The 12,453-nt window shown below is 57.8% G+C and carries 12 protein-coding genes; 6 read left to right on the top strand and 6 right to left on the bottom strand.

Features of this window, described 5'->3' with window-relative positions:
- Nucleotides 1-113: 113 nt before the first annotated feature.
- Nucleotides 114-548 carry a VOC family metalloprotein YjdN gene (yjdN, locus tag LGM20_RS23605; protein ID WP_023291671.1) on the bottom strand — a complete coding sequence of 145 codons (435 nt, stop codon included), beginning with the start codon at nucleotides 546-548 and terminating at the stop codon, nucleotides 114-116.
- 227 nt (nucleotides 549-775) lie between these two features.
- Nucleotides 776-1,111 (bottom strand): zinc ribbon domain-containing protein YjdM, encoded by a 336-nt coding sequence (locus LGM20_RS23600; RefSeq protein ID WP_023291672.1) that lies wholly within the window; start codon nucleotides 1,109-1,111, stop codon nucleotides 776-778.
- Nucleotides 1,112-1,655: 544 nt separating this feature from the next.
- Between LGM20_RS23600 and proP the strand changes: the two genes are divergently transcribed.
- Entirely contained in the window at nucleotides 1,656-3,158 is a 1,503-nt protein-coding gene (proP, locus tag LGM20_RS23595; protein WP_023291673.1) for a glycine betaine/L-proline transporter ProP, read from the top strand.
- 49 nt (nucleotides 3,159-3,207) lie between these two features.
- Here the strand turns inward: proP and melR are convergent, their stop codons facing one another.
- Complete coding sequence (melR, locus tag LGM20_RS23590; protein WP_044525155.1) at nucleotides 3,208-4,146, bottom strand: transcriptional regulator MelR; 939 nt, start codon at nucleotides 4,144-4,146, stop codon at nucleotides 3,208-3,210.
- A gap of 239 nt (nucleotides 4,147-4,385) precedes the next feature.
- Here melR and melA point away from each other — a divergent pair, with 239 nt between their 5' ends.
- From melA to LGM20_RS23570, 4 genes are all read left to right on the top strand, one after another.
- On the top strand, nucleotides 4,386-5,738 hold the full coding sequence (gene melA / locus LGM20_RS23585; protein ID WP_023291675.1) for an alpha-glucosidase/alpha-galactosidase: 1,353 nt from the start codon (nucleotides 4,386-4,388) through the stop codon (nucleotides 5,736-5,738).
- 93 nt (nucleotides 5,739-5,831) lie between these two features.
- Entirely contained in the window at nucleotides 5,832-7,247 is a 1,416-nt protein-coding gene (gene melB, locus LGM20_RS23580) for a melibiose:sodium transporter MelB (RefSeq protein WP_044525156.1), read from the top strand.
- A 274-nt stretch (nucleotides 7,248-7,521) separates the two neighbouring features.
- Nucleotides 7,522-8,478: a plasmid segregation protein ParM domain-containing protein gene (gene parM, locus LGM20_RS23575; RefSeq protein WP_032454592.1), complete on the top strand. Its 957-nt coding sequence runs from the start codon at nucleotides 7,522-7,524 to the stop codon at nucleotides 8,476-8,478.
- Between the two features lie 9 nt (nucleotides 8,479-8,487).
- Complete coding sequence (locus LGM20_RS23570; protein ID WP_017900087.1) at nucleotides 8,488-8,859, top strand: plasmid partitioning/stability family protein; 372 nt, start codon at nucleotides 8,488-8,490, stop codon at nucleotides 8,857-8,859.
- A 519-nt stretch (nucleotides 8,860-9,378) separates the two neighbouring features.
- On the opposite strand, the gene cbpM is transcribed toward LGM20_RS23570, so the two are convergent.
- The 3 genes from cbpM to LGM20_RS23550 form a co-directional block, all read right to left on the bottom strand.
- The gene (gene cbpM, locus LGM20_RS23565) at nucleotides 9,379-9,684 is read right to left on the bottom strand and encodes a chaperone modulator CbpM (protein WP_020481009.1); all 306 of its coding nucleotides are present in this window, start codon (nucleotides 9,682-9,684) and stop codon (nucleotides 9,379-9,381) included.
- Nucleotides 9,684-10,601 (bottom strand): curved DNA-binding protein, encoded by a 918-nt coding sequence (cbpA, locus tag LGM20_RS23560; protein WP_023291678.1) that lies wholly within the window; start codon nucleotides 10,599-10,601, stop codon nucleotides 9,684-9,686. The genes cbpM and cbpA overlap by 1 nt, the downstream gene beginning before the upstream one ends.
- Before the next feature lie 145 nt (nucleotides 10,602-10,746).
- Nucleotides 10,747-11,430 (bottom strand): TerC family protein, encoded by a 684-nt coding sequence (locus LGM20_RS23550; protein ID WP_032454594.1) that lies wholly within the window; start codon nucleotides 11,428-11,430, stop codon nucleotides 10,747-10,749.
- A 225-nt stretch (nucleotides 11,431-11,655) separates the two neighbouring features.
- Between LGM20_RS23550 and LGM20_RS23545 the strand changes: the two genes are divergently transcribed.
- Nucleotides 11,656-12,441 carry a DsbA family protein gene (locus LGM20_RS23545; RefSeq protein ID WP_023291680.1) on the top strand — a complete coding sequence of 262 codons (786 nt, stop codon included), beginning with the start codon at nucleotides 11,656-11,658 and terminating at the stop codon, nucleotides 12,439-12,441.
- Nucleotides 12,442-12,453: the final 12 nt, after the last annotated feature.

The following is a 12,453-nucleotide window of genomic DNA, read 5'->3' as shown; positions in this document are numbered from 1 at the left end:
GTTGTGAGCCGATCCTGACCGGTTTATGTTGCAGTTCTGTTAAGTGATGATGACTAAAGGATGAAGAGTTAATGCCAGACGGATGACAGGGCGGCCAGGCCGCCCTGGCGGGGTCAGCCTTGTTTGACCACGTTGATCATCCATGGGACGCCAAAGCGATCGACGACTTTGCCGAAGCCGTGGGCCCAGAAGGTTTCCTGCCAGGCCATCTCAATGCGCCCGCCGACCGCCAGCGCGTCGAACCAGCGCTGGCCTTCAGCGACATCGTTGGGATCGAGGACGAGGGTGAAGCCGGCGTAATGCACATCGGGCCCGAAGGCGCTGTCGCTTAGCATCAGCTCGCCGTTGCCGATGCGCAGGCTGGCGTGGGCGATGGCGTCATCCGCCATCTTCTGGCCAGACGGGCAGCCGTCAGAGGCTTCCTGCGCCGAAGGCGGCATTTCGCCAAAGGTCATTTTAAACATCAGCTCGGCGCCCAGCGTCTGCTGATAGAAGGCGATCGCCTCGGCGCAGTTGCCCGCAAAGGCAAGGTAGGGACTTAAGGACATGGTGAATACCTCAGTGACCGTAACCCGTAAAGCGTAGTCACCCACAGCGGGATTGAGCCAGACGGCAGCGCGAAAATGGGGCGGGAATAGTGCTGCAGGCGGCAGCGTAAATAGCGGCGGCTGGCGGGATAAATAACCGGATGCGCAGGGAGGCGAAGGGCAGTGAGGATATCGGGAGCGGCGACGGCGATAGGGGAAAATAATCGCGTCGCCTGCCCGGAAATAAATCAGTTCTTTTTGACGAATTCAGATTTCAGCTTCATCGGGCCAAAACCGTCAATTTTGCAGTCAATATTGTGATCGCCTTCGACCAGACGGATATTCTTCACTTTGGTGCCGATTTTCAGCATCGAAGAGCTGCCTTTAACCTTCAGATCTTTCACTACCGTGACGCTGTCGCCATCGGCCAGTAAATTGCCATTGGCATCTTTAACGATCAGAACGTCGTTTTCTTCCGTGGCTTCGGCAGGGTTCCACTCATGGGCGCATTCCGGGCAGATGTACATGCCGTTGTCTTCATAAGTGTAAGTCGAATCGCATTTTGGGCAGTGTGGCAGTTGCATGACGTTCCTCGTGATGTCGTCGAAAAACAGGACGTTGGTCCTTTAAACAGCGGCTGAGAGCCGAAAGTGGCTATGATTATAGCGCAATCACCCACTTTTGTCGGGTGTTTTTTTGCTAAAAAATAGCCGGGGCGCTATTCCGGGAAGAACCGAATAATTGCTGAAATTAACCGCCGGCGATGGAACAACACCGACGAAATAATTTCCGGGCAAACGGCAGGAAATGAACTTATTTATTTTCTGGGACTCTGTAATTAGGCGGTAAATTTATGTGAAGTTGATCGCAGATATAAACACTGTTAGGGTAAAAAAGGGGAGCAGGTCAATTTCATCAATTATGACGATGAGCCGCTCCATTTATTCACCAGTAGCCACAGCAGGCGTCAACAGGTTCGGTTGTACATTCTGTCAGCAGACAGTGCAGGCAAACCTGCTACGCTTGAAATGAGGAGCACAGCAATTCACCGCTCCTGACGCACGTTGCGAATGGCTTTGCCATTCGGCGAAGAGACGTGCATTCAAGGCGGAGTAGCAGAGGAAAAATATGCTTAAAAGGAAAAAAATAAAGCCCATCACCCTTAAGGATGTGACCATCATCGACGATGGTAAACTGAAAAAGGCGATCACCGCGGCCTCTCTGGGCAACGCGATGGAGTGGTTCGATTTCGGCGTCTACGGCTTTGTGGCCTACGCCTTAGGTAAAGTCTTCTTCCCCGATGCCAACCCAAGCGTGCAGATGATTGCCGCACTCGGTACCTTCTCCGTTCCATTTTTAATTCGTCCGCTGGGCGGCCTGTTCTTCGGGATGCTGGGCGATAAATACGGTCGGCAGAAAATTCTCGCGATAACTATCGTGATCATGTCGATAAGTACTTTCTGTATCGGCCTTATTCCTTCGTATGCCACGATAGGTATCTGGGCGCCGATCCTGCTGCTGCTGTGTAAAATGGCGCAAGGCTTCTCGGTCGGTGGTGAATATACCGGGGCGTCGATCTTCGTCGCGGAATACTCCCCTGACCGTAAACGCGGGTTTATGGGCAGCTGGCTGGACTTTGGCTCCATCGCCGGGTTTGTGATGGGGGCCGGCGTGGTGGTCCTGATCTCCAGCGTGGTGGGGGAACAGAACTTCCTTGAGTGGGGTTGGCGTATCCCGTTCTTCCTGGCGCTGCCGCTAGGCATCATCGGCCTCTATCTGCGCCATGCGCTGGAAGAGACCCCGGCGTTCCAGCAGCATGTGGACACCATGGAGCAGGGCGATCGTGAAGGTCTGCAGGACGGGCCGAAGGTCTCTTTTAAAGAGATTGCCACGAAGCACTGGCGCAGCCTGCTGACCTGTATCGGTCTGGTGATTTCCACCAACGTGACCTACTACATGCTGCTGACCTACATGCCGAGCTACCTGTCGCATAACCTGCACTACTCGGAAGACCATGGGGTGCTGATCATCATCGCTATCATGGTCGGGATGCTGTTTGTACAGCCGGTTATCGGTATGCTTAGCGACCGTTTCGGCCGTCGCCCGTTTATCCTGATTGGTAGCGTGGCGCTGTTTGCCCTGTCGATCCCGGCCTTCATTATGATCAACAGCAACGTGACGAGCCTGATCTTCGCCGGTCTGCTGCTGCTGGCGGTGGTGCTGAACTGCTTTATCGGGGTGATGGCCTCCTCGCTGCCGGCGATGTTCCCGACGCACATCCGCTTCAGCGCCCTGGCCAGCGCCTTTAACATCTCGGTGCTGATTGCCGGTCTGACGCCAACCCTGGCGGCGTGGCTGGTGGAAACCACTCAGAACCTGATGATGCCAGCATACTACCTGATGGTAATCGCGGTGGTGGGTATGGCGACGGGCCTGTCGATGAAAGAGACGGCTAACCGTCCGCTGAAAGGGGCGACCCCGGCGGCGTCGGATATTCAGGAAGCGAAAGAAATCCTTGGCGAGCACTACGATAACATCGAACAAAAAATCGAAGATATCGATCAGGAGATCGCCGATCTGCAGGCAAAACGGTCGCGTCTGGTGCAGCAGCATCCGCGTATCAACGACTAACTGTTTTCACTGCTAATCATGCCGCCTGGGGAAACCCCGGCGGCATTTTTTATGCCTCCGGCAAGGCCAGACCGTGACGACGCTGTTGGCTAAGTTTACGGTACTGCTGCGGCGGCATCCCCACGTAGCGGGTAAAGGTGCTGTAGAAGCGGCTGCTGGAGCGGAAACCGGCGGTGAGGGCGATATCCAGGATGGTCTTGTCGGTATCGCTCAGCAGCGCCCGCACGTGATTGATGCGCATGGCGGTAATGTACTGCTTCATGGTTTGCTGCATCACTCGCTGGAATACCCCCATCGCATAGTTCGGGTTGAGCTTAACGTGCTCGGCGACGGCATTGACGGTCAGCGCCTGGTCGTAGTGGGCGGCGATAAACTCCAGCATCTGGCTGACATAAAACTGCGCATGGCGCGAGACGCTGTTCTTATGGGTGCGCGAGGTTTTGTTGACCAGAATCGGCTGCCAGCCGGCGAGGCTCAGCCGCTTCAGCATCAGGGCGATTTCATCGATCGCCAGCTGGCGAATCTGTTCATTGTCGTGGTTCAGCTCCTGTTGCCAGCGGCGCACCTCGAAGGCGCTCAGCTGCTGGGCGGCGAGGGATTTAATCACCATCCCGTGAGTGACGTGGTTGATCAGCTCCCGGTCCAGCGGCCATGAGAGAAACAGATGCATCGGCAGGTTAAAGATCGCCATCTGCTGGCAATCCCCCGGGCGGGTCAACTGGTGCGGCGTACAGGCCCAGAACAGGGTGATATAGCCTTTCTCTATGCGCACCACTTCGTTATTAATCATATATTCCACGTCGCCATCGAACGGCACGTTGACCTCCACCTGGCCATGCCAGTGGCTGGTAGGCATGGCGTGCGGCGGGCGCAGCTCGATATCCATACGCTGATACTCAGAGTAGAGCGCCAGCGGGCTGCGGCTCTGCTTTTCATCGCTGCTGCACATAAAGGGATCGGGGGGCAGGGAGGTGAAGCGGTATTCCATCGTTAGCGTATTCCTGAATTGTCAGAGTGGCTGCATTTTTCGCCAGAACTGACGACAGCTTAGCGGAAGAATCGGCCCATTTTCTCTCCTTTTTGCGCAATCTGTTCCCGAAAACTCAGATTTTGTGGCGCTTAATGGCCGATCTGAGCTTTCGGGAATGCTCCGGTGGGAACAGGGCAGCGCAACGCTGAACGGCGTGCCACTCTGCAAGGGTTCAATGACCAGATGGAGAGAGCGTAATGACCGCCCCAAAAATTACCTTTATCGGCGCCGGTTCGACGGTGTTCGTTAAAAATATTCTCGGTGATGTTTTCCAGCGCCCGGCGCTGAAATCGGCGCATGTCGCGCTGATGGATATCGATGACACCCGGCTGGAAGAGTCGCATACCGTGGTGCGCAAGCTGATGGATTCCGTCGGCGCGAAGGGCGAAATCAGCTGCCATCGCGATCGCAAAACCGCCCTGCAGGGCGCTGATTTCGTTGTGGTCGCCTTCCAGATTGGCGGCTATGAGCCCTGTACTGTCACCGATTTTGAGGTCTGTAAACGCCATGGCCTGGAGCAGACCATCGCCGATACGCTGGGTCCGGGGGGCATTATGCGCGCCCTGCGCACCATACCTCACCTGTGGGCTATCTGCGACGACATGACCGAGGTCTGCCCGGACGCCACCCTGCTTAACTACGTCAACCCAATGGCGATGAACACCTGGGCCATGTACGCCCGCTACCCGCATATTAAACAGGTTGGCCTGTGCCACTCGGTGCAGGGAACGGCGGAAGAACTGGCGCGCGATCTTGACCTCAACCCGGCGGATTTACGCTACCGCTGCGCCGGGATTAACCATATGGCGTTCTATCTCTCGCTGGAGAAAAAGCTCGCCGACGGCAGCTATGTCAGCCTCTATCCCGACCTGCTGCAGGCCTACGCCGACGGGCGCGCGCCGAAGCCTAACCTGCACGGTAACCCGCGCTGCGAAAACATTGTCCGCTATGAGATGTTCAAAAAGCTCGGCTACTTTGTGACCGAGTCATCGGAGCATTTTGCCGAATACACGCCATGGTTTATCAAGCCGGGCCGCGAGGACCTTATCGCCCGCTATAAAGTGCCGCTGGATGAATACCCGAAACGCTGCGTCGAGCAACTGGCCAACTGGCATCAGGAGCTGGAGAGCTATCAGCGCGGCGAGCGCATCGAGGTGAAGCCATCCCGTGAGTATGCCAGCACCATCATGAACGCCATCTGGACCGGCGAGCCAAGCGTGGTGTATGGCAACGTACGCAATGACGGCCTTATCGACAACCTGCCGCAGGGCTGCTGCGTGGAGGTGGCTTGCCTGGTGGACGCCAACGGCATTCAGCCGACCAAAGTGGGCGCTCTGCCGGCGCATCTGGCGGCGCTGATGCAGACCAACATCAACGTGCAGACGCTGCTCACGGAGGCGATCCTCACCGAAAATCGCGATTACGTCTATTACGCCACGATGATGGATCCGCACACCGCCGCGGTGCTGGGGATCGAAGAGATCTACGCGCTGGTGGACGATCTGATCGCCAGCCACGGCGACTGGCTGCCGTCCTGGCTGCATCGTTAATCTTCTCATGCCGCCGGGGGCAACGACCCCGGCGGCGTCCTACATGCTCTATCAAACACTGAAGGAGGCGCTGGCGACAGCGACCTGTACCCTATGAGTATTTCAATGACAACAAAGCTCAGCTACGGATTTGGTGCCTTTGGTAAAGATTTCGCTATCGGTATCGTCTACATGTACCTGATGTATTACTACACCGATATTGTTGGACTGTCGGTTGGGGTGGTCGGTACCTTGTTTCTGGTGGCGAGGATCCTCGATGCGATAGCCGATCCGATCATGGGTTGGATCGTCAACTGTACGCGATCGCGATGGGGGAAATTCAAACCGTGGATCCTGATTGGCACGATAACCAACTCGGTGGTGCTGTATATGCTGTTCAGCGCCCATCACTTCTCCGGCGGGGCGCTGCTGGCATGGGTGTGGCTGACCTACCTGCTGTGGGGGTTCACCTACACCATCATGGATGTGCCATTCTGGTCGCTGGTACCGACCATTACCCTCGATAAACGCGAACGTGAACAGCTGGTGCCGTATCCACGCTTTTTCGCCAGCCTGGCGGGATTCGTCACTGCCGGCGTCACGCTGCCGTTTGTCAGCGCCGTGGGCGGCGCCGACCGCGGTTTCGGTTTCCAGATGTTCACCCTGGTGTTGATCGCCTTCTTCGTGGTTTCCACCCTCGTCACGCTGCGTAACGTCCACGAGGTTTACTCCTCGGATAGCGGCGTGAGCGAGGATGCCAGCCATCTCTCACTGCGCCAGATGGTGGCGCTGATCTATAAAAACGATCAGCTGGCCTGCCTGTTGGGCATGGCGCTGGCCTATAACACGGCGGCGAATATTATCGCTGGCTTTGCGATTTACTACTTTACCTACGTGATTGGCAGCGCGGAGATGTTCCCGTATTACATGTCCTACGCCGGCGCGGCGAACCTGCTGACGTTGGTGCTGTTTCCGCGGCTGGTGAAAGGGCTGTCGCGGCGCATTCTGTGGGCGGGCGCTTCGATCATGCCGGTGCTGGGCTGCGGCGTGCTGTTGCTGATGGCGCTGAGCGGGGTCTACAACGTCGCGCTGATTTCGCTGGCCGGCGTGCTGTTGAATATCGGCACCGCGCTGTTCTGGGTGCTGCAGGTTATTATGGTGGCCGATACCGTCGACTACGGCGAATATACGATGAACATCCGCTGCGAAAGTATCGCCTATTCGGTGCAGACGCTGGTGGTGAAAGCGGGCTCGGCGTTCGCGGCCTGGTTTATCGCCATCGTGCTCGGTATCATCGGTTATGTGCCGAATGTGGCCCAGTCGTCCCAGACGCTGCTGGGGATGCAGGCGATTATGATTGCGCTGCCGACGCTCTTTTTTGCCCTGACGCTGTTTCTCTATTTCCGCTATTACAAGCTCAACGGCGATATGCTGCGTCGCATTCAGATTCACCTGCTGGATAAATATCGTCGGGTACCGGAAAATGTGGCTGAGCCGGAACGGCCCATTGTGGTACCCAACCAGGTGTAAAAAGCGTTCGAAAACAGCTGACGAAAGAGGGGAGGGATACTCTCTTTTTTGGACAAAAATGAGCGTTGAAAGCGGATGAAAAGAGAAAACGTATTTCTCTAATTTGTCTCAAAATGTTCTCTATCTAGGTTCATGAAGTTGTTATTTGCTCCAATTGTTCTCAATTAAAACTCGGAATTGTCTCTTTTTCGTGCTCTTGCGCTGCTTTTTAACTCTTGCTACTCTTTTGGGTGTTACATTTTTCTCTTATTTGTCTCAGTGATGGAGCAATGCGATGCGCATTTTTATCGATGATGGTTCAACCAATATCAAAATGCTGTGGGAGCAAGATGGCGAAACTTTCACCCATATCAGCCCCAATAGTTTTAAACGCGGCTGGTCTGCCACCTTCGGTTCCGGGAAGCCCTTTAACTACACCGTGGATGATGAAAAGTACTCATTCGACCTGATCACTCCCGATGCGCTCCCGACCAATAATATTGACTGGCAGTACAGCCCGTTGAACTCCATCGCTGTCCATCACGCGCTGCTGACCAGCGGTCTTGAGCCACAGGACGTTGAAATAGTTGTGACGCTGCCGCTGACTGAATTTTATGACGAGGATGCGCAATATCGCCTCGACAACATTGAGCGTAAGAAAAAGAGCCTGCTGCGCGAAGTTAAGCTGAATAAAGGTGTGGTGTTCAACATCACCAAAGTCACCGTGCGCCCGGAATCGATTCCGGCGGGCATTAGCCTGTGCGATGAACTCAAGCCCTCCCATTCGGTGTTGATTATCGACCTCGGCGGCACCACGCTCGATATCTCGATGGTCGCCGGGCAGATGACCTCGGTTTCGCGCATTTACGGCGACCCGAAGCTGGGCGTATCGCTGGTGACCGACGCCGTTAAGCTGGCGCTGGCGCGGGCGAATACCGATACCTCAAGCTATAACGTCGACCAGATCATTATCAATCGCCATGACGAAGCGTACCTGACCGATAACATCAACGATCCGGATGCGGTTTCTGAGGTGAAAAAGGTGATCACTAACAGCATCGAACGTCTGACCACCCGCGTCCTGACGGCTATCGATAGCTTTAAAGGCTACTCGCATGCCATCGTGATTGGCGGCGGCGCGCCGCTGGTTGCCGATGCCATTCGTGAACGTATGGGCCTGCGTGAGGACCGTTTCGTGGTGGCTGAAGAGCCGCAGTTCGCCCTGGTGCGTGGTCTGAAAATTATTGGCTAAGGAGCGTCTATGACTCTGGAACGCAGAAAAGTGCTGATTTACCTGCGCCCGGATATCAGCGCCAGCGAGCGCTTCGCGGACGCAAAAATTGAGGCCCACCATCGCGGCGACCGTGGCGATATGTCGCGCACGGCGCTGCTGGCGGGGCTGGCGTTAGGGGAAGTCGATAGCCGCTTGCCGTCGATGCTGGCGGCGTTGCTGGCGGAAGACACTAAACCGGAAACGCTGCGCAAGATGCTGGCCTCGTTCCTTGAGATCCAGCCGGCCTCTTCCGCCCCGACAGCCGCGCCAGCGGCCGCCCCGGCTAAGGCGCCGGAGCCGCCCGCGCCGGTCAGCGAGAGCGTTTCGGCGCGCAACCTCGCCGGTTCGCTGCCGGACTAAGCGCTATTCGCGGTTTGCGCTATCCGGGAAACTCCCCGGCTTGCGCTGCGCTTAGCCGGGCTACTGTTTACACTGTCCGGTAGCCCGGGTAAGGCGGAACGCCGCGACCCGGGAAATTCCCCGGCTTGCGCTGTGCTTAGTTTGTAGGCCGGGTAAGGCGTAGCCGCCACCCGGCATACAGGCGGCTCCCTGGCTGTGGCCATGCCCGGCGGCGCTACGCTTGCGCGGGCCTACGGATCCAGTGCAATGGTGGGCCTAGTCCGGTAGCCCGGGTAAGGCGGAACGCCGCGACCCGGGAAATTCCCCGGCTTGCGCTGTGCTTAGTTTGTATGCCGGGTAAGGCGTAGCCGCCACCCGGCATACAGGCGGCTCCCTGGCTGTGGCCATGCCCGGCGGCGCTACGCTTGCGCGGGCCTACGGATCCAATGCGATGGGTGAGCCTGGTGCCGTATGTAGGCCGGGTCAGGCGTAGCCGCCACCCGGCAGTAAGACGGAACGCCGCCACCCGGGATGTCGCCCCTATCCGTGGGCGAGAAAGCGGGCCAGGCGCTGCTGCAGCAGGCGATTTTCGCGGGTCAGCCGCGCGTTCTCATCCAGCAGCGTCAGCGCCACCGCAATCCCCGGCCAGTCCAGCTCCAGCTCGTTACGCAGGCGCACCGCGCGATGGACAATCGTCACCGCGCTGTCGTCGAACAGCCAGGCGTCCGCCTGCGGCTGGTGCGGTTCAATCATGCCTAAGCCGACAATCTCCGTCAGCTCCTCTTCCGACACCCCGGTACGCAGGCACAATTCGGTAATGGTAAACGTCACTGTTACTGTAGCCATCAGGCTTTCCCCCATGTCTTACGCGGATCGAAGCTGGCTTCGGCGGTGGCCAGCTGTTGCCAGAGCTCACGCGCTTTTTCATCTGGTTTTGGCGGCATCACAATTTTAATAACGGCGAACAAATCGCCGGTGTGGGTTTTGCTCACCAGCCCTTTGCCCTTGATACGCAGGCGCTGCCCTGCCTGGCTACCCGGCGGCACCGTCAGCAGAATGCTCTCTTTCAGGGTGGGCACCGTGACTTTGGCGCCCAGCGCGGCCTCCCACGGCGCCAGCGGCAGGACGATCTCCAGGTTATGTCCCACGATGTCGAACAGCGGGTGCGGGGCGATGTGGATCACCAGCCACAGATCGCCGTTCGGCCCGCCGTTTTCGCCCGGCGTCCCCTGGCCTTTCAGGCGGATGCGCTGTCCATCGGCCACCCCGGCGGGGATCTTCACATTCAGCGTTTTCGGCGTCTCGCTTTCGATCATGCCGAACACGTTATACACCGGCAGGTTATAGCTGATGGTGCGGGTCTGCTCAGCCAGCGTCTCTTCAAGGAACACCGCGACCTCGATCTCCAGGTCGTGGCCGCGCGACGCGTGCTGACGGCGACGCTGATGCGCCTGCTGGCCAAACATGGAGGAAAAGATGTCGTCGAAATCCTGCTGGCTGTAGCTCTGCTCGTGGGTCTGCTGCTGGCGACCGAACCCGGGATCGTTGCGATGCTGCCAGAGCTGATCGTATTCCGCGCGCCGTTGCTCATCTTTCAGGACTTCCCAGGCTTCGGCGAGATCCTTAAATTTGGCTTCGGCATCGTTTTCTTTACTGACGTCGGGGTGGTACTTGCGCGCCAGGCGGCGGTAGGCGGTCTTGATGGTTTTCAGATCGTCGGTTGGTTGCACCCCGAGAATGGCATAATAATCCTTCAATTCCATGCTGTTATCTCATCTATGCTCAGTGCGGTGGTTACATATTCCCTGGATCAGGCGTCTGTATAAAGCGTAGGGCAAATGCGCCCTGAAGGGGAAGAAAAGTGGCGGAAACTTGACGCCGTCGGGGTCAACGGCGTCGTGGGCGCAGCTAGTCTTTCACCTGCGGTCGCGGACGACGGCGCCAGCCTGCGAACAGCACCAGTAGCGCGCCGATGGCGCCGGCCAGGCGCGCAATGCCGTCGCCGGCGGTGGGAAACAGCTGGCGAAGGGTAGGGTCGCTGACCAGCATTGACCCGGCAATCCAGCCGATGAGCATCCCGCCCAGCAGCACCACCGCGGGAAAGCGAGTGAGCAGGGCCAGCACCAGCTTGCTGCCGGCGACGATAACCGGAATGCTGATCGCCACGCCGAGGGCGACCAGCGCAATGTGCCCTTTGCCTGCGGCGGCCACCGCCAGCACGTTATCCAGCGACATGATCACATCGGCGACGGTGATGGTGACTGCGGTGCGCCACAGGCTGCCGGAGCTGGCAACCTCGCTCTCGTCCTCCTCATTACTGACCAGCCTGATGCCAATCCACATCAGGAGCAGCGCGCCGACTATTTTCAGCCACGGCAGCGACAGGAGATACAGGGCGATCGCCAGCAGCAGGATGCGCGCCAGGATAGCGCCTACGGTGCCGATGACGATCGCTTTGGTGCGTTTTTGTGGCGGCAGTTTGCGACAGGCCATGGCGATCACCACGGCGTTGTCGCCGCCCAGCAGTAAGTCGATGGCGACAATCTGCAGCATAATCACCGCCATGTCCCATTGTTGAAGAAACGCATACATATCGAGAGAAACCACCTGAAATAAATACCACGAAAAGCCGTTGCGCCGGGGGCTCCGCCCGGGGAGCGTTGACCACTGGCGCCGGTCCGCGCCGTCGCGCGGGAAACCTGAGCCTGAAAAATAAAGTTACGAATCAACGCGCCGTCGGGCAAGGCTTCGGCGAAAAAGGGTGATATTTTGTCATACAGACTCACCTGCTGTTCACTTATCGCAAGGATCCCCACTATGTCTGGCCACAAGAAATACCTCTCTGTCGCCCTGCTGAGCGCTGTCTTACTGCCGGCGATGGCTTCTGCCGCTGACGCGCCGGCGACTTTCACCGCGGAACAGGAGGCGCAAATCGGCAAAATCGCCGCCGATTACCTGGTCGCCCACCCGGAAGTTCTCCTGCAGGCAAGCCAGAAACTGCAGCAAATTCAGGCTGAGCAGCAGGCCAGCGCGGCCACCCAGGCGGTGCTGAAGAATGCCGCCTTGCTGACTCAGGATAAAAATACCCCGACCTACGGCCCGGCCAACGGCAAAGTCACGGTGATTGAGTTCTTTGACTACCAGTGCGTCTACTGCAGCCGGCTGGCGCCGGTGATGGAGCAGGTGATTAAAGCGCATCCGCAGACCCGCTTCGCTTTTAAAGAGTGGCCTATCTTCGGCGGCCGCTGGGAAAGCTCGCTGGAAGCAGCGAAAACCGGCCTGCAGATCTATCAGCAGAAAGGGGCGGATGCCTATCTGGCCTACCATAACGGGATCTACGCCACCGGACATAACGAAGGCAAGCTGACGACGGCGGATATCCAGCAGCAGGCGAAGAAAGCCGGCTTTGATGCGAAGAAGGCCACCGACGTCGAACCGGTGCTGCAGAGCATTAACGACCTGGCGCAGGAGATTGGTCTCAGCGGCACGCCGGGCGTGATCGTGATGCCAACTACTGGCGCCACGGAAGCCAGCATCACCGTCTTCCCGGGGCTGGCGGATAAAGCCTCGCTCGAAGCCGCCATTAAAAAGGCCGGCGGCTGATCGGCGGCGTCG

The sequence above is a fragment of the Klebsiella quasipneumoniae subsp. quasipneumoniae genome, from assembly GCF_020525925.1.
GTDB lineage: Bacteria > Pseudomonadota > Gammaproteobacteria > Enterobacterales > Enterobacteriaceae > Klebsiella > Klebsiella quasipneumoniae.
The sequence above is the reverse complement of the archived record's forward strand: the minus strand, read 5'-3'. Positions and strand labels throughout refer to the sequence as shown.

What these genes read in the sequence shown, in the direction of transcription:
- cbpA (WP_023291678.1), bottom strand. Translation starts at nt 10,601, where the DNA reads ATGGAATTGAAGGATTATTATGCCATTCTCGGGGTGCAACCAACCGAC.
- proP (WP_023291673.1), top strand. Translation starts at nt 1,656, where the DNA reads ATGCTTAAAAGGAAAAAAATAAAGCCCATCACCCTTAAGGATGTGACC.
- yjdN (WP_023291671.1), bottom strand. Translation starts at nt 548, where the DNA reads ATGTCCTTAAGTCCCTACCTTGCCTTTGCGGGCAACTGCGCCGAGGCG.
- LGM20_RS23570 (WP_017900087.1), top strand. Translation starts at nt 8,488, where the DNA reads ATGACTCTGGAACGCAGAAAAGTGCTGATTTACCTGCGCCCGGATATC.
- cbpM (WP_020481009.1), bottom strand. Translation starts at nt 9,684, where the DNA reads ATGGCTACAGTAACAGTGACGTTTACCATTACCGAATTGTGCCTGCGT.
- melA (WP_023291675.1), top strand. Translation starts at nt 4,386, where the DNA reads ATGACCGCCCCAAAAATTACCTTTATCGGCGCCGGTTCGACGGTGTTC.
- LGM20_RS23550 (WP_032454594.1), bottom strand. Translation starts at nt 11,430, where the DNA reads ATGTATGCGTTTCTTCAACAATGGGACATGGCGGTGATTATGCTGCAG.
- LGM20_RS23545 (WP_023291680.1), top strand. Translation starts at nt 11,656, where the DNA reads ATGTCTGGCCACAAGAAATACCTCTCTGTCGCCCTGCTGAGCGCTGTC.
- LGM20_RS23600 (WP_023291672.1), bottom strand. Translation starts at nt 1,111, where the DNA reads ATGCAACTGCCACACTGCCCAAAATGCGATTCGACTTACACTTATGAA.
- melB (WP_044525156.1), top strand. Translation starts at nt 5,832, where the DNA reads ATGAGTATTTCAATGACAACAAAGCTCAGCTACGGATTTGGTGCCTTT.
- parM (WP_032454592.1), top strand. Translation starts at nt 7,522, where the DNA reads ATGCGCATTTTTATCGATGATGGTTCAACCAATATCAAAATGCTGTGG.
- melR (WP_044525155.1), bottom strand. Translation starts at nt 4,146, where the DNA reads ATGGAATACCGCTTCACCTCCCTGCCCCCCGATCCCTTTATGTGCAGC.